The sequence below is a fragment of the Cyanobium sp. Maggiore-St4-Cus genome, from assembly GCF_024345615.1.
GTDB classification, from domain to species: domain Bacteria; phylum Cyanobacteriota; class Cyanobacteriia; order PCC-6307; family Cyanobiaceae; genus Cyanobium_A; species Cyanobium_A usitatum.
Map to the genome: position 1 here is coordinate 1 of NZ_JAGQBL010000009.1, position 14219 is coordinate 14219.

19 protein-coding genes, 1 tRNA gene and 1 pseudogene are annotated in these 14219 nt (G+C 61.7%); 10 read left to right on the forward strand and 11 right to left on the reverse strand.

From position 1 onward, the window contains the following. Positions 1-120, forward strand: a pseudogene (locus KBY99_RS09480) (photosystem II q(b) protein); the annotation flags it as partial. 103 nt (positions 121-223) lie between these two features. Here the strand turns inward: KBY99_RS09480 and nth are convergent. Further along, entirely contained in the window at positions 224-877 is a 654-nt protein-coding gene (nth, locus tag KBY99_RS09485; RefSeq protein ID WP_254942791.1) for an endonuclease III, read from the reverse strand. 59 nt (positions 878-936) lie between these two features. On the opposite strand from nth, the gene aroC reads away from it, so the two are divergent. Next, the gene (gene aroC / locus KBY99_RS09490) at positions 937-2025 is read left to right on the forward strand and encodes a chorismate synthase (RefSeq protein WP_254998799.1); all 1089 of its coding nucleotides are present in this window, start codon (positions 937-939) and stop codon (positions 2023-2025) included. Here aroC and KBY99_RS09495 read toward each other — a convergent pair whose 3' ends face one another. The 4 genes from KBY99_RS09495 to psbO all read right to left on the reverse strand — a co-directional run bounded on the left by KBY99_RS09495 (position 2026) and on the right by psbO (position 6636). Next, positions 2026-2619: a bifunctional 4-hydroxy-2-oxoglutarate aldolase/2-dehydro-3-deoxy-phosphogluconate aldolase gene (locus KBY99_RS09495; RefSeq protein ID WP_254998801.1), complete on the reverse strand. Its 594-nt coding sequence runs from the start codon at positions 2617-2619 to the stop codon at positions 2026-2028. Positions 2620-2641: 22 nt separating this feature from the next. Then, positions 2642-4486, reverse strand: a complete 1845-nt coding sequence (gene ftsH3, locus KBY99_RS09500) for an ATP-dependent zinc metalloprotease FtsH3 (RefSeq protein WP_254998802.1) — start codon at positions 4484-4486, stop codon at positions 2642-2644. Positions 4487-4522: 36 nt separating this feature from the next. Continuing rightward, positions 4523-5686: a sulfate adenylyltransferase gene (sat, locus tag KBY99_RS09505; RefSeq protein WP_254998804.1), complete on the reverse strand. Its 1164-nt coding sequence runs from the start codon at positions 5684-5686 to the stop codon at positions 4523-4525. A 137-nt stretch (positions 5687-5823) separates the two neighbouring features. Next, positions 5824-6636, reverse strand: a complete 813-nt coding sequence (psbO, locus tag KBY99_RS09510; RefSeq protein ID WP_254998805.1) for a photosystem II manganese-stabilizing polypeptide — start codon at positions 6634-6636, stop codon at positions 5824-5826. A gap of 141 nt (positions 6637-6777) precedes the next feature. Between psbO and KBY99_RS09515 the strand changes: the two genes are divergently transcribed. Next, positions 6778-7104, forward strand: a complete 327-nt coding sequence (locus KBY99_RS09515; RefSeq protein WP_254998806.1) for a hypothetical protein — start codon at positions 6778-6780, stop codon at positions 7102-7104. Here the strand turns inward: KBY99_RS09515 and coaBC are convergent. Then, a complete protein-coding gene (gene coaBC / locus KBY99_RS09520; RefSeq protein ID WP_254998807.1) occupies positions 7101-8354 on the reverse strand; it encodes a bifunctional phosphopantothenoylcysteine decarboxylase/phosphopantothenate--cysteine ligase CoaBC in 1254 nt (417 codons plus the stop codon). The genes KBY99_RS09515 and coaBC overlap by 4 nt on opposite strands. Further along, on the reverse strand, positions 8344-8553 hold the full coding sequence (locus KBY99_RS09525) for a DUF2555 domain-containing protein (RefSeq protein WP_106632313.1): 210 nt from the start codon (positions 8551-8553) through the stop codon (positions 8344-8346). Before KBY99_RS09525 ends, coaBC begins: the two co-directional genes overlap by 11 nt. A 63-nt stretch (positions 8554-8616) precedes the next feature. On the opposite strand from KBY99_RS09525, the gene KBY99_RS09530 reads away from it, so the two are divergent. From KBY99_RS09530 to KBY99_RS09545, 4 genes are all read left to right on the forward strand, one after another. Then, positions 8617-8689: transfer RNA gene (locus KBY99_RS09530), tRNA-Ala, on the forward strand. A 33-nt stretch (positions 8690-8722) separates the two neighbouring features. Then, positions 8723-8884, forward strand: a complete 162-nt coding sequence (locus KBY99_RS09535; RefSeq protein WP_254942784.1) for a PCP reductase family protein — start codon at positions 8723-8725, stop codon at positions 8882-8884. A 43-nt stretch (positions 8885-8927) separates the two neighbouring features. Continuing rightward, the gene (locus tag KBY99_RS09540; RefSeq protein ID WP_094559179.1) at positions 8928-9125 is read left to right on the forward strand and encodes a hypothetical protein; all 198 of its coding nucleotides are present in this window, start codon (positions 8928-8930) and stop codon (positions 9123-9125) included. A 299-nt stretch (positions 9126-9424) separates the two neighbouring features. Beyond that, the gene (locus KBY99_RS09545) at positions 9425-9778 is read left to right on the forward strand and encodes a DUF565 domain-containing protein (protein WP_254998808.1); all 354 of its coding nucleotides are present in this window, start codon (positions 9425-9427) and stop codon (positions 9776-9778) included. Positions 9779-9798: 20 nt separating this feature from the next. Here the strand turns inward: KBY99_RS09545 and KBY99_RS09550 are convergent, their stop codons facing one another. After that, complete coding sequence (locus tag KBY99_RS09550; RefSeq protein ID WP_254998810.1) at positions 9799-10821, reverse strand: aspartate carbamoyltransferase catalytic subunit; 1023 nt, start codon at positions 10819-10821, stop codon at positions 9799-9801. A gap of 13 nt (positions 10822-10834) precedes the next feature. Next, positions 10835-11569 (reverse strand): DNA-3-methyladenine glycosylase, encoded by a 735-nt coding sequence (locus KBY99_RS09555; RefSeq protein ID WP_261352448.1) that lies wholly within the window; start codon positions 11567-11569, stop codon positions 10835-10837. On the opposite strand from KBY99_RS09555, the gene KBY99_RS09560 reads away from it, so the two are divergent. Further along, positions 11568-11705: a hypothetical protein gene (locus KBY99_RS09560; RefSeq protein ID WP_193486239.1), complete on the forward strand. Its 138-nt coding sequence runs from the start codon at positions 11568-11570 to the stop codon at positions 11703-11705. The two genes, KBY99_RS09555 and KBY99_RS09560, sit on opposite strands and share 2 nt — an antisense overlap. On the opposite strand, the gene KBY99_RS09565 is transcribed toward KBY99_RS09560, so the two are convergent. Beyond that, the gene (locus tag KBY99_RS09565; protein ID WP_254998811.1) at positions 11699-12001 is read right to left on the reverse strand and encodes a glycine/sarcosine/betaine reductase component B subunit; all 303 of its coding nucleotides are present in this window, start codon (positions 11999-12001) and stop codon (positions 11699-11701) included. The genes KBY99_RS09560 and KBY99_RS09565 overlap by 7 nt on opposite strands. A gap of 62 nt (positions 12002-12063) precedes the next feature. Here KBY99_RS09565 and KBY99_RS09570 point away from each other — a divergent pair, with 62 nt between their 5' ends. Beyond that, the gene (locus KBY99_RS09570; protein ID WP_254998813.1) at positions 12064-12834 is read left to right on the forward strand and encodes a creatininase family protein; all 771 of its coding nucleotides are present in this window, start codon (positions 12064-12066) and stop codon (positions 12832-12834) included. 31 nt (positions 12835-12865) lie between these two features. Then, positions 12866-13159, forward strand: coding sequence for an Asp-tRNA(Asn)/Glu-tRNA(Gln) amidotransferase subunit GatC (gatC, locus tag KBY99_RS09575; protein ID WP_254941723.1), 294 nt, complete (start codon positions 12866-12868; stop codon positions 13157-13159). An 18-nt stretch (positions 13160-13177) separates the two neighbouring features. On the opposite strand, the gene crtR is transcribed toward gatC, so the two are convergent. Further along, a complete protein-coding gene (crtR, locus tag KBY99_RS09580) occupies positions 13178-14203 on the reverse strand; it encodes a beta-carotene hydroxylase (protein WP_396123085.1) in 1026 nt (341 codons plus the stop codon). Positions 14204-14219 lie beyond the last annotated feature (16 nt).

Here is a 14219-nt window from a genome sequence, read left to right on the forward strand (position 1 = left end):
CTGAACCGCGCTGGTCTGGGTATGGAAGTAATGCACGAGCGCAACGCTCACAACTTCCCGCTTGACCTGGCTGCTGCTACTGCCACCCCCGTGGCACTGACCGCACCTGCAATCGGTTGATAGTCAACAGCCCAGCTACGGCTGGGTAATAACGGAATCCCAAAAGCTCCCTCTCACGAGGGAGCTTTTTTATTGCCTGGGTGGTGGGCGCGCAAGTTGTAAATCAGGGCTTACGCCAGATCACAGCAGTACGCCGGCGGGGATAAAGCTCCCGGCAAAGGGGGCAGATGGTGCCGTCACAACCCCGGGCCGTGCAGAATTCGCGCCCATAAAAAATGATCTGCAGGTGCAAGCGATTCCAAGCTTCTTTAGGAAACAAAGTCTTGAGATCATGCTCCGTTTGCACAACACTCTTGCCACTGCTGAGACCCCAACGCTGCGCCAATCGGTGGATGTGGGTGTCTACGGGGAAGGCGGGCACACCGAAGGCCTGGGCCATCACCACACTTGCGGTTTTGTGACCAACCCCAGGCAGGGCCTCAAGCTGTTCAAAACTGCGGGGCACCATGCCGCCATGGCGCTCAAGCAAGAGCTCAGCAAGGCGTTTGACATTGCGAGCCTTGGTGCGAGCCAGGCCAAGCTGGCGGATAAGGGCCAGGATCGTCTCCTCACTCAGGGCTGCCATCGCGGCAGGGTCCTGGCCAGCTGCAAACAGGGCCGGGGTGACCTCGTTGACCTTCTTATCTGTGCATTGGGCGCTCAGCAGGACCGCCACCAGCAGCGTGAAGGAATCGCTGTGGTCGAGAGGTACAGGGGTTTCGGGGTAGTGCTGCTGCAGCCGCTCCATGATTAGGGCGGCACGCTCCTGCCTCTTCAAGATTGCGCTATGCCAAAGGTGAAGCCCAGTTTGTAGGCTCGCCCCAACGCAGGTGGGCCATGGGCAGCAGCTTCGGAGATCTCTTTCGGATCAGCACCTTCGGCGAATCCCATGGCGGCGGGGTTGGCGTAATCATCGACGGCTGTCCGCCGAGATTGGAGCTGGATCTAGCAGCGATTCAGGCCGAACTCGACCGCCGCAAGCCAGGCCAGAGCAAGATCACCACCCCCCGCAAGGAGGATGACCAGGTCGAAATTCTCAGTGGCCTGCTCGATGGCATGACCCTCGGCACACCGATCGCGATGGTGGTGCGCAACAAGGATCAGCGACCGCAGGACTACAGGGAAATGGAAGTGGCCTTCCGTCCCTCCCATGCCGATGCCACCTACCAAGCGAAGTACGGCATACAAGCCCGCAGCGGCGGCGGCCGGGCTTCTGCCCGCGAAACCATCGGCCGAGTAGCTGCCGGGGCTATCGCCAAACAGCTCCTAGCCAAGGCCCACGGCACCGAAGTGATCGCCTGGGTTGAGCGCATCCACAACCTTGAGGCTTCGATCGACCCAGGACAGGTGAACCTGGCGGCCGTGGAAGCAAATATCGTGCGCTGCCCCGACCAAGCCATGGCAGCCCAGATGATCGAGCGCATCGAGGCAATCGGCCGGGAGGGCGATTCCTGCGGCGGCGTGATCACCTGCCTAGTGCGCCAGGCGCCAATGGGCCTTGGCATGCCCGTATTTGACAAACTCGAGGCGGACCTTGCCAAGGCGGTGATGTCGCTGCCGGCCACCAAGGGGTTTGAAATCGGCTCGGGCTTCGCAGGCACCCTGCTCAAGGGCAGCGAGCACAACGATGCCTTCCTACCCACAAGCGATGGCTCCCTGCACACAGCCACCAACAATTCCGGTGGCATCCAGGGGGGCATCAGCAACGGCGAGCAAATCGTGATTCGGGTGGCCTTCAAGCCCACCGCCACGATCCGCAAGGCCCAGCAGACGATCAATGACCGTGGCGAAGCAACCACCCTGGAGGCCAAAGGCAGGCACGACCCTTGTGTACTGCCTCGGGCCGTGCCGATGGTGGAGGCGATGGTGGCCTTAGTGCTCGCCGATCACTTGCTACGCCAAAAGGGCCAGTGCAGCCTGTGGTAACTAGGTCCTCAGGCGCTCGACAAGCCTGGCCAACGCCTCCCAATCGGCGGGGTTAACCAGGGAACCACCCAGGGCGACCGCATCAACTCCGGCAGCCAGCCAGGGCTCCACATCAGCAGGGCCAAGTCCACCTGCCGCAATGCAAAAGGGCAAGCCTTCAGCGCCAGCCAGAGGAGCTGCTAGTCGTTGCCAATAGGAGCAGCCCAGCGCAGCTGCGGGGAAGAGCTTGACGATGGAGCAACCCCACAAACGCGCTAGGTGCACCTCTGATGGAGACATCACACCTGGCACGAACTGCAAACGCAGAGCCATTGCAGCCTCAATCAAGTCACGATCCAGCACCGGTGAAACCGCATAGCCCAGGCCAGCAGCAGCAGCAGCTTTAAGGCCAGCTAAGTCAACTACCGAAGCCGCACCCAATCTCATATGCGCAAAGCGCTGACGAAGCTCAATCGCCTGGGAAACCCAACTGGGGTGGCTACTCCAAGCAAGCTCTACATGCTGAACACCCAGCTCCTGCAAACGCTCTAAACAGGGCAGCAGCTCAAGCAGGTCATAAGCACGAAGCACCACCAGCAGGGGCTGGTGGTGCAAAGCGGCTAGCAGCGTTGGCGGTTCAGACGTATTCCGCCACCTTCACGTCGCTGCGGATCAGCAGCTCCTGCAGGTCATCAGCATCGACTGTTTCCTTCTCTACCAACATCTCGGCGAGCTCATCAAGCACCGAACGATTGTCGACGAGAACGCAAGTGGCGCGCTTGTAGGCCACCGCCACCAGGTCGCTCACTTCCTCGTCGATTGCGGCAGCGGTGTCTTCAGAGAAATCACGCTCTGCAGCGATATCACGACCAAGGAACATGCCCCCCTGGCTGCGACCCAAGGCCACTGGGCCAAGCCGATCGCTCATGCCGAATCGGGTAACCATCTGGCGGGCAACTCGGGCTACCTGCTGGAGGTCGTTTGAGGCGCCGGTGGTTACTTCATCTTCGCCGTAGACGATCTCTTCGGCAACCCGACCACCTAGGGCAACTGCCATCTGGTTCTGCAGATAGGCGCGGGAATAGAGACCCGATTCCATCCGCTCTTCAGAGGGGGTGAAGAAGGTGAGGCCGCCTGCATTACCCCTAGGAATGATCGAAATCTTCTGCACAGGGTCGTAATCGGGCATCAGAGCACCAACCAGGGCGTGGCCAGCTTCGTGATAAGCAACAAGCCGCTTGCGCTTCTCGCTCATCACCCGATCCTTCTTCTCGGGACCAGCCATGACGCGCTCGATGGCGTCATTAACCTCATCCATCGCAACTTCAGTGAGCTGACGGCGGGCAGCGAGAATCGCGGCCTCGTTTAGGAGGTTTGCCAGGTCAGCGCCGGTGTAGCCAGGGGTGCGGCGAGCAATCTTGTCGAGGTCGACATCCTTCGCCAAGGTTTTGCCTCGGGCGTGGACGCCGAGAATCTGCAGGCGGCCGGCATAGTCGGGACGATCTACAACCACTTGGCGGTCAAAACGACCCGGGCGCATCAAAGCTGCATCCAGCACATCTGGGCGGTTGGTTGCAGCCACAATGATGATGCCGGTATTGCCCTCAAAACCGTCCATCTCAGTAAGCAGCTGGTTGAGGGTCTGCTCGCGCTCATCGTTACCACCGCCGAGTCCGGCACCACGCTGGCGGCCTACGGCGTCGATTTCGTCAATGAAGACGATGCAGGGGGCACTCTTTTTGGCCTGCTCAAAAAGATCACGCACCCGGCTGGCGCCAACGCCAACAAACATCTCGACAAATTCCGAACCGGAAATCGAAAAGAAAGGCACACCGGCCTCACCTGCCACAGCCTTGGCAAGCAGGGTTTTTCCTGTTCCTGGCGGGCCTACCAGAAGCACCCCTTTAGGAATTTTGGCGCCAACCGCGGTGAAGCGATCTGGGTTCTTGAGAAAGTCAACGACTTCTGTGAGCTCGAGCTTGGCTCCCTCAATGCCGGCCACGTCGCCGAAGGTCACTTGGGTTTGGGGCTCCATTTGAAGCCGCGCCTTGCTCTTACCGAAATTCATCGCCTGATTGCCACCACCACCCTGGGCGCGACGCAACAGGAAAAACAAACCACCAAGGAGCAGTAGCGGGAAAATCAGACTGCCAAGGGCCTGCTGCCATGCAGCGGGCTCGCGGCTGGGCTGGACCGCGATATCAACGTTGTGGTCGGTGAGCAGCTTGAGCAGGTCCTTGTCAGGAGCAAGGTTGACGACCGCACGGCGTCCGTCGTTTTCGACCACCTGGGCCGTGCCCCGGTCAGGGGAAATCAGCACCCGGGAAACTTCGTTGTCCTGAACGGCCTCTACGAAGTCGCTGTAGCGGAGGGTGCGCGGCGCATTGGCCGGGTCGGGCCTGTCGAGGAAAGCCGTACCCACGGCGATCATCACGATCACCAAAAGGACATAGAGCCCCGCGTTGCGCCAGCGCTTCTTCAAGAACCTTGCCTCAGCTGAGAAGTCAGTTACGGAATGTTAACCGGCTGCGGCCCGCAGCACTTCAACCACACTACGGAAGGCAAACCACTCTGGGATTTCTTCGCCACCACGAAGCATCTGACGGAATTGGGTGCCGCTGAGCTTGCGGATATGCAGCCCCCTGGCTTCGGCATGTTCAGCGGTCACATAGCCCTCCTCCTCCGTGTAGACGAGGTTGAGCGAGGGCACGGTCTCCATCCCGAGCTCTGCAGCGTTGTCGCGGGCAAAATCTTGGGCTTGGTAGGGGCCGTAGAAGTCTTCGCCGCTGAGGGAGCTTTTACAGCCGGCCATGTCTCGGCCAATGATGAAGTGGGTGCAGCCGTAGTTCTTGCGGATGATCATGTGCTGCAGAGCCTCCCGCGGGCCGGCCATGTGCATCGAATAAGGCAAGTAGGCCCAGCGAATTCGGGCGTTATTCACCTCAGCCGCCAGCCGCTCGTAGGTCTGGAAGCGCACCTCGCCGGCAATGTCGTCGTCCTGGGTGGGCCCGCAGGTGGGGTGCACCAGCACCACACCCTGCTCACTGACATTGGCCGCGTCCAATGCCCGGGTAAACAGCTCGTAGTGGGCGCGGTGAATGGGGTTGCGGCACTGGAAAGCCACCACGCTCTGGCCAGCGGGGAGGGTGGCGCGCACTTCAGCGGGCGTTTTGCAAGGGAAAACCCGGCTGGGCAGCTCCAGGCCCTGAATGCTGCCGCCGAGGTAGATGCGACCCCGCTCGGTAGCGATCATCTTCACCGCCGGATGCTCAATAGAGGTGGTGCCGTAGCAGCCCTGAGCCTCACGCGCCTTGTCAGGCTCCCAGCGACTCTCCACCGTCAGCACTGCCAGCTCCTGACCGCGATAGGTGAGCAGCAGCCGGTCGCCAACAGCAATCGAAGCGTCATCGGTGTCGAAGACGATCGGCAGGCCAAACAACAGGCCACTGGTGGTGCGGTGGCCCGCCACCACGGCTTCATAGTCCTGCTGATGCATGAAGCCCCGCAGGGGCGAGAACCCTCCCACCACCAGCAACTCAACGTCGCAGGCATTGCGATCGCTGCACTCGATCCTGCGGCTCACCCCAGCGAGCAGCGACTCGCGCTCAGCCGCAGGCACCGCCAAATTCACCAAAGACCCACCGTGAGGCGCGATCAAGACAGCGGATTCAGCGGCGGTCATGGAGGCCAACTCAGGAAGGGGTGGATTCTCCCAGACCGGGGGAGTCGAGGCTCAAGTGCCAATAAAAAAGGCCCCGATGGGGCCTTAATGAGGCAGGCAGGAACTGCGAGTGTGCGAAGCGAGCTAGCGCCCAATGCTCAAGACTGCTCTAGGCGGCCATAGAGCTGGCCGACGATCTTGACATCGACAACCGCCTTGGTGCCCATGTCGGAGTCAGAAGGCTGGATTGCAGTAAACACGCCGGCGAACTCGCCTGTACTGGGATCGACTTTGGTAATTGAGAGGTTCATAGTGCCGGAACCATCCACATAACGCTTCACGGTTTCGCCGGTGAACTCATCTCCAGCAGGAACCAGGCCGACAGCGCTGCTGTAGCCGGTGGTTAGACCACGACCTTTGGGGTCGAGGAAGTTGCTGGTGCGGTAGCTGGGAGCCCGGTAAGGACCTTCAAAGTCGGTGCTGGTGGTAAGGGCTGAACCATCAGCCGTGGCCAACAACTCCTTGCTGGAGAAGGTGAAGGGCACTTCCTCACCACCGGGCAGCAGCACTGTGATCGGCTGGAAGTCGATGCCGCCAAGCTCCTTGAAGCTAAGGCCATCGGCAGTAACGGCCAGATCGCCGTAAACCTGATCAAGGCTGGAGGTGAAACGGGTAAGAATTTTGCCGGCAACAAACTGTGCCTCTTGGCGCTTGTTGGCTGGCTCACCCTTCACATACACCTCGGCAGGGTGCATGCAAATTTCTCGGAGCTGGTACTTAGTGGTGGAATCGAGGGAGATCGAGCCGCGGGCCGATTCCGGCAGGGTCGGACAGTCGTTCGCCAAGCCGGTGTTGTGGATGTCTTCGTAAGTGAGATTGGCGCGATCCACGGCCTTGGCGCCACCGCTGCACGCGGTCACCAGGGTCAGGCACAGCGCCAGCACAAGAGCCAGCAGAGGACGAAAACTCATGGGGAAACGCCGCAGAGACGGTGGATGGGAACTGGGCTGTCGCCGATCCTACCGGTGCAAATCTGCTATTCCCCGTACGATGTCGCGGCTCTCAACAACCTGTATGCGAGAGCCCGACGCGAGCGCAAAGCAAGACCAGTCATGAGCCTCACCCCATCCCAGCAAGGCCGTCTCACCAACCAGCTGCAGCAATTAAACGAGCTGGCAAGTGAGCTCGAAGGCAAGCCTGAAGACCTGCTGACCCTGCTGCGCCAGCTCGAGCAGCTGCATCGCTCGGTCCAAGACGGTCCATTCCGGGGCAGCCTTCCAGCCGATCGCAGCCAGCTATTCAGCCTGCTGCAAAGCGTCGAGCGCAGTGGGGGCTGGCCCTACATCCCGAGGTTGCAACTGCGCACCTTCATGGATCTGCTCCAGCACGAAGCTGCTGCAGACGAGACCCTGCCCGCCGAAGATACTCTGGTGGCTTAGGGCCTCAGGGCGGAAAGCAACTGCTGGGCAATCGCCAGCTTTGAGCCTGGCTCGATGCGTTGCTCACCGCCCTGCCCTCCCAGCAGCCAACCGTGGTTGCTGTTCACGCCAAAGCCCGCATCGGCTTGATCTATCGGGTTCGCGAACAGCAGGTCGCAGCCTTTACGGGCCCACTTGGCACGGGCCTGAGCCAATACATCGCCCGATTGGGCCGCGAAACCCAAAATCCGCTGACCGGGGTGCCGGCGGCTCACCAGGCCAGCCAAAAGATCGGGCACCGGCTGCCAGCCGGAGGCGAGCTCAACGGAAAGCTCCTCTTTGGTCAGTTTGTGCGGGAGCGGTTGCTGGCGGCGGTGGTCGGCCACAGCCGCCGCCATGGCAATGGCATCGGCACAGGGCTGAAGACGCACCAAGGCCCGCTCCATATCGGCCGCCGTCTGGACAGGCACACAAGCCAAGCCCTCCAGCAACTGGGAATCCACGGTCAACGGACCATGCACCAAAGTCACCTCCGCCCCACGCAGCCGGGCTGCCTGGGCTAGCAGCACGCCCATCAGCCCGGAGCTGGGGTTGGTGAGAAAGCGGGCCGGATCCAGTGGTTCGCGGGTAGGGCCGGCAGTGACCAAAAGCCGCAAGCCAGCCCAGTCCCGCTGCCAACCCCACAGCTGCAGACACTGCAAGGCCAGTAGGAGCTGTTGCGGCTCTGCCATACGGCCGTCCCCCTGCCGGTCGCAGGCCAACAAGCCCGCCGTAGGTCCCAAGGGCAACACCCGCTCAAAGCCCTGCAGCAGCTCCCAGTTGCGGCGCACTCCCGGGGAGATCCACATTGAAGTGTTCATGGCCGCAGCAGCCACCACCGGCGCCTCGGTTGCCAACAGGGTGCTGGCCAACAGGCTGTCAGCCAACCCATGCACCCAACGACCCAGGCTGGTGGCACTCAAGGGCGCCACCAACACCAACTCAGCCCACTCCGCCAGCTCCACATGCAGCGGCCTGGCAGCGCGATGACTCCACTGATCCGCATCGAGGTTGCAGGGATTGCGGCTGAGGCAGGCAAGGGCAACCGGACTTACCAGTTGGGCCGCCGACGGCGTAACCAGGCAACGCACCTCGGCGCCGCACTGGACCAGGGAGCTCACCACCAGAGGCAGCTTGACCGCAGCGATGCTGCCGCTGATACCCACCAACACGCGGCGACCCGCCAGCGGGTGCACCAAGGGGTCAGCAGCAGCCGCCGAATCAGTCCTCATCAAAGGGTTCCTGGTCCACCAGATGCACGTAGGGCCGAGCCAACTCCGGTTGGTGGATCGCCAGGGCACGCATCAGGTGCCAATCGGCTAAGCCGTCAAAGGCACTGGGGTAGTCGTCTTCCTCCAGTCGACGGGCGAGTTCGGCTATCGAAGCTTCATCGAAAGCGGCGAGCCGTTCGGGGGTGATCGACGCGTTCATGGAAGTTGCTGGGGAGGTGGGGTCGGGGATAATGGGCTTGTAGGAACAAGAGAGCCCTAAGCCGGGGAGTTAGCTCAGCTGGTAGAGCGCTGCGATCGCACCGCAGAGGTCAGGGGTTCGAGTCCCCTATTCTCCATTACTACTCAAAGAAGTGCTGCTGGTCAGCCCTATGGATTGGCATCCAGACGCCGAAGCCAAACTTAAGGAAGTGCCCTTTTTTGTACGTCCAGCGGTGCGGCGCCGCATCGAATCCATGGCCCAGGAGGCCGGTCTTGGCGCCATCGATGCCCCCTTCTACGAGCAGGCCAAGGCAAGGTTTGGCCAGAAGTGAACCGGCGATGCGGTAAAAGGGTGCATCAGTAGAACACCCATAGATGTCGCAGTCGAAACGCGAACAGGTGGTTAGCCACCTGCGGTACATCCGCCAGGAGCTCCGAGAAATGCACCAGGGTGTCATGGACGACGGCTTACTTCCAGAAGCCGGCGAGGTTCGTGGGGTTATGGCCCAGATGGAAGCTCTACTGGAGCTCCTCGAGGGCAAATCCTCACGCAAGAAGGACAGCGACGGCTGAGACCCAGATCGGGAAGCCCCTGGAGGACGTCAAGCCCCTTGGGACGCTCTGGCAAACGTCTGCGGGCAGTTGATCATTGGCCAGCCAGGCGCTTTGGTTGCTCAGTCCCCATCACCCAGCCCGGGCCATTGGCCTCGGGCTTTTTTATTGGAATCCCCTATATGTAGCGCCAAAAGGCTGCGCACACGCCAGAGATGGTGTAGACAGGCGATGGCAGGGCTCGGGCCGGGTGATGGGGATCACCGCCTTCGGCATCCCTGCCTCCCCTTTTGGCCCTCGCTGATAACCCTTCATCCGTGATGGCCTCACCTCCCGGAAGTCGTTATCAACAGACCGGCTTTCAGGAACGGGTTGCCCAGGCTCGGACGGCCTTAGAGAGTTGGGCAGCCAATCCCTGGCGGCGATTATCGCTGTTGTTGATCGTTTTGCTGATCAGCTTCAGCATTGGCGGAGCCGTCGGGTCGATCACCGGCACCCTGGCCAAGCTCGACCCGGTGGGGGCACTGATCTGCGTGGCCGCCATCGAGCTGGCCATTCGCGCCAGGGGCCCGCTGATACGTCGTGATGGCGATGCACTCGTGCTGCAATTGCTCGATATGGCACGAATCGGCTTGCTCTACGGCTTGCTGCTAGATGGCTTCAAGTTGCTCTGATGCAACTGCTGCAAAGCTTTTCAAGCCAGCGGTTCTGCCGCGGCCAGCAGATAGAGCAGGGCCATGCGCACAGGGATGCCATTGCGCACCTGCTCCTCCACCAGTGAAACGGCGGGATCGTCGAGCACATCTCCCGCCAGCTCCACGCCCCGATTCACCGGGCCGGGATGCAGCAGTGGCACGGACGGGCCGCAGGGGGCTAGGCGCGCGCGAGTGATGCCGAATTGCCGGTGATAGGTGTCGAGGCTGGTAAGCAGGTGCTGATGCATGCGCTCCTTCTGAAGTCTCAGAGTCATCACCGCATCGGCCCCCGCCAGGGCCTGCTCCAGGCTGCGCTCAATCCGCACCGGGCCCCGCGCCGCCACCGGATCGGCCGCCTGACCTGGCGGTGGTGCCGCCACAAAGTCGGCGAAGGCCGCTGGCAACAAGGTGGGCGGGCCGCAGAGCACCACCTCGGCGCCGCAGGCGGTGAGGGCCCAGAGGTTGGAGCGTGCCACGCGGGAGTGGAGCACATCACCCACGATCACAATGCGCTTGCCCCTCAGAGCCGCGGGCGTGGGGTCTTCAGGGGCGAAGTGGCGCGCCAGGGTGAACAAATCCAGTAATCCCTGGCTGGGGTGGCTGTGCAGGCCATCGCCAGCATTGAGCACCGCGACCCGCTCACCGGCACGGTCGAGCTCGGCCGCCAGGCTCTGGGGCACCCCGGCGCAGCGATGGCGCACCACCAGCACATTGGCGCCCATGGCCACGTAGGTGCGGGCCGTATCGAGCAGGCTCTCGCCCTTGCTCAAGGAGCTGGAGGAGGGAGAAAAACTCTGCACATCGGCAGAGAGCCGCTTGGCCGCCAGCTCAAAACTGCTGCGGGTGCGGGTGCTTGGTTCAAAGAAAAGGCTGGTCATCAACCGCCCCTGCAGGGCGGGCAACTTGCGAGCTCCAGCCACCGGCAGGGCCCGGAAACGCTGGGCCAGCGTGAGCACGGTGGTGAAATCATCCAGCGAAAAGGCCGCCAGATCCAGCACGTGGCGGTGGCTCCAGCTGCTCAAGGGGTGCGGCGACTCACACGTCCACCGTAGGGGCTGACTTGCAGTGGCGACACTGAGCAGGCGCTAATTCCCAGGCCGCTTGAGTTTGCACTGGTGGGCGATCCCCCCTGACCCGCTTGCTGACGCTACGGCTCGCCCGCCAATACCAGCGCCAGGGCAGGTCCTGGCCCTGACTGATGCCGATGCGGCTGGTTTGCACCAAGTCGGTCACGGCCATATTTGCCAACGCTGGGGGACGCCGGGCGAGCCACAGGCCCTGATCGGGATGCACCAGCTGGGCGTTATGGGAGCGATCGATGCCAAAGCAGCGTGCCAATAGGGCGGGACCCGCCGCCAGCCGCTTCGGCTCACCAGGAATGGCCACGGCGCGCAGCAGCACCCCATTGGCCCAGTCGTCTCTCCCTGTCACAACGTTGACGCAGTGGTGGATGCCATAGCTCACGTACACGTAAAACCGCCCAGGCTCACCAAACAGGGTTTCGTTGCTGGGGGTGCGGCGGCGATGACCGTGGCAGGCGGGCTCCTCCTGGGAATACGCCTCCGTTTCCACAATCACGCCCCACAGCAGCTCACCAGAGGCTTGGCGTTTCACCAGCAGGCAGCCGATCAGCTCGGGGGCGACGACCTCGGCGGGGCGGGCGAAGTAGGCCTTCGGCAATGGATTCACCACAAGTTCAACGTGTTGCTGGCCTCTGGGAGCCGCCGCCAGCAAACTGAAGTCCTTAGTGCCAAAATCAGGGCCCGCCATGCACACCACCGGTTTCTCCCTCGCCACCGTGCTGATCTTTGGCAGCGGCCTTTTTGTACTGGCCACCCTGTTTTTTGGCACCAAAGGCGGCTACTACGACAGCGACGACTACGACGGCAACGGCACCGCTCACTGACCCTGGCTAGGCAGCCTCTCGGCCTCAGGGCAGTCTTCGGAGGTGATCACGTCATCGGGACTGCCGCTGCGGCAGACGTAGGCCAGCCTGGTGCTGACGGCCCCGATCGAATCGAGCCGCACGCTCTCCTCCCAGCTGTGGGTTTCGTCGTCGTCTTCAGCGTCGTAGCGCAGGGTGACGAGATCCCCCTCGAGCTCCACCACCGTGGCCTCCTCAATCCAGCGCTGCTGGTCACGCAAAAACACCCACACCGGGCGCTGTTCGGCACAAAACTGATAAAGCTTGCGGTGCAGCATGGGCCGAGGCACTGCTGGCCTTCAAACACTAGCCAGTCTCCAGGCTCTACCTGCTGTTCACCATGATCCAATCCGCCAGCTCCAATGACGCCATTCGCCTGCAACTGCGTAGCTGGCCTGAGGTGGAGACCTATCTGGAAAATTGCAAGGGCGTGATCGTGCCCCTGGGCTCCACCGAGCAGCACGGCCCCACCGGCGCCATCGGCACCGATGCGCTCACGGCCGAGGCCGTGGCCCTGGAAGTGGGCCGCCGCACCGGCGTGCTGGTGACTCCGGCCCAGGCGTTCGGTATGGCCGAGCACCACTTGGGCTTTGCTGGCACCGTGAGCCTGCAACCCTCCACCCTGCTAGCCGTTCTGCACGACGTGGTGCTGTCACTTGCACGCCACGGCTTCGAGCGCATCTACGTGATCAACGGCCATGGCGGCAACATCGCCACCAGCAAGGCAGCCTTTGCCCAGGCCTATGCCAGCGCCGCCGATCGGGGCCTGGCGGTGGCGCCGCGGCTGCGCTGCAAGCTGGCCAATTGGTTCATGGCTGGCCCGGTAATGCAGGAGGCGCGCAGCCTTTATGGCGCGGAAGAAGGTCACCACGCCACCCCCAGCGAAATAGCCCTCACATTGCACCTGGAGCCCAGCCTGCAGATCAAGCAGAGGCCCCTGCCTGATCCAGCCCCGGCCGGCCCCATCCACGGCCCCGAAGATTTCCGCCGCCGCCATCCGGATGGCCGCATGGGCTCAAACCCCTACCTGGCCCAGGCCAGCCATGGCGAGCGCTTCTTGGAGCTGGCCGCCACCGCCCTTGCCTCAGACCTGGAAGCCTTTCTGACCTGAGCGCTAGCGTCGGCATATCTGGTACACCCCGATGAGCAAGATCACCGCAGACGACGTGCGCAAGGTCGCCAAGCTGGCCCGCCTAGACCTGCCCGAGGCCAAGATCGCCACTTACACCGGCCAGCTCGAGCGCATCCTCGACTACGTAGCCCACCTTGAAACAGTAGACACAGAAGGAGTGCCAGCCACCACTCGAGCGGTGGAAGTAGTAAACGTCTGCCGTGAAGATCTGGTAACCCCTACGGACGTGCGCGAAGAACTACTAAATGAAGCTCCCCAAAGGGAGGGAGACTTCATCCGCGTGCCCAAAATCGTAGCCAGCTGAGCCAAGTCAGCTATTCAGTTATCGCACCGGCGAAATTGCAGTGCGATGAAGCAACTCCAGCACTCGCCTGCGGGCATGGCGGGTAGGCATTAATGCAGCAATAGGCCTAAGCTTGCTGCGCTTTTTGCGATGACTTCGAACGCCAAGAAAGATATCGTAGAGGAAGTTAAGACCATCATTCTTGGTTTCAAACAAGCCAAGCCGCTGTGGCGAACCTTTGGCATCAAGGATGGGCTTAGTGGCGTGATAGGCAGGGCGGTATTCAAACCATGGTATAGACGGCCACAGGTGATGAATAAGGTGATAATTCTGACCCATGATCAACCAATTCATCAGTCGTCCCGGATAAACGCGGGAGTTGTGCCAGCGGTTGCGCGACTGGAAGGGGCGGTGGGGTAAGTAGTCAAAGAACAGGCCCAAGGTCACTCCGACCATTAGGGCAGGAGCAAACCAACAGTTGAAAATAAAGTCAAGAAAGCCAAATTTTGCAGCGGCCACAACTATCGCCACAAAAACAACCCGGGCTAGGCCCCACTCAAATAGTTCATAACGACGCCACAAACGGCGGCGGAAGAAAAACAGCTCGTGATAGAAAAATCGTGGCGCAATCAACCACAGGGGTCCAAAAGTGCTAACGATGTGATCAGGATCGTTCTTGGGATCATTGACATGGGCATGGTGCTGCAGGTGCACCCTGGTAAAAACGGGAAAGCTGAAGCCAAGCAGCAGGGCAGCGCCATGGCCCATCACCGCATTCCAGAAGCGGTGCGGATGGGCCGCGTTGTGGCAGGCGTCGTGAATCACCGTGCCCTCTAAGTGCAGGGCCAGAAATCCGGTAGCAAGCAGCACGGGCAGGGGCCAGCCAGCCACAAACCAGCCCCAAATCGTGAGGGCAGCTAAGCCGTAGCCAGCCAAAAACAGCCCAACCGTGGGGTTCCAGGCAGCAGGCGGGTCAAGAAATTCTCGCGGCACAAGCCGCGAGGGAGATGCCATTGCCCCGTCGGAGAGCACGGCGGTTGGAGAGGCGCCCAGAACCTGTGTCATCTCAGCCGAACCAGAT

Coding starts and splice junctions, on each gene's coding strand:
- aroC (WP_254998799.1), top strand. CDS start 937: ATGGGCAGCAGCTTCGGAGATCTCTTTCGGATCAGCACCTTCGGCGAA.
- sat (WP_254998804.1), bottom strand. CDS start 5,686: ATGACCGCCGCTGAATCCGCTGTCTTGATCGCGCCTCACGGTGGGTCT.
- psbO (WP_254998805.1), bottom strand. CDS start 6,636: ATGAGTTTTCGTCCTCTGCTGGCTCTTGTGCTGGCGCTGTGCCTGACC.
- KBY99_RS09515 (WP_254998806.1), top strand. CDS start 6,778: ATGAGCCTCACCCCATCCCAGCAAGGCCGTCTCACCAACCAGCTGCAG.
- coaBC (WP_254998807.1), bottom strand. CDS start 8,354: ATGAGGACTGATTCGGCGGCTGCTGCTGACCCCTTGGTGCACCCGCTG.
- KBY99_RS09525 (WP_106632313.1), bottom strand. CDS start 8,553: ATGAACGCGTCGATCACCCCCGAACGGCTCGCCGCTTTCGATGAAGCT.
- KBY99_RS09535 (WP_254942784.1), top strand. CDS start 8,723: ATGGATTGGCATCCAGACGCCGAAGCCAAACTTAAGGAAGTGCCCTTT.
- KBY99_RS09540 (WP_094559179.1), top strand. CDS start 8,928: ATGTCGCAGTCGAAACGCGAACAGGTGGTTAGCCACCTGCGGTACATC.
- KBY99_RS09545 (WP_254998808.1), top strand. CDS start 9,425: ATGGCCTCACCTCCCGGAAGTCGTTATCAACAGACCGGCTTTCAGGAA.
- KBY99_RS09560 (WP_193486239.1), top strand. CDS start 11,568: ATGCACACCACCGGTTTCTCCCTCGCCACCGTGCTGATCTTTGGCAGC.
- KBY99_RS09555 (WP_261352448.1), bottom strand. CDS start 11,569: ATGGCGGGCCCTGATTTTGGCACTAAGGACTTCAGTTTGCTGGCGGCG.
- KBY99_RS09565 (WP_254998811.1), bottom strand. CDS start 12,001: ATGCTGCACCGCAAGCTTTATCAGTTTTGTGCCGAACAGCGCCCGGTG.
- KBY99_RS09570 (WP_254998813.1), top strand. CDS start 12,064: ATGATCCAATCCGCCAGCTCCAATGACGCCATTCGCCTGCAACTGCGT.
- gatC (WP_254941723.1), top strand. CDS start 12,866: ATGAGCAAGATCACCGCAGACGACGTGCGCAAGGTCGCCAAGCTGGCC.
- crtR (WP_396123085.1), bottom strand. CDS start 14,203: ATGACACAGGTTCTGGGCGCCTCTCCAACCGCCGTGCTCTCCGACGGG.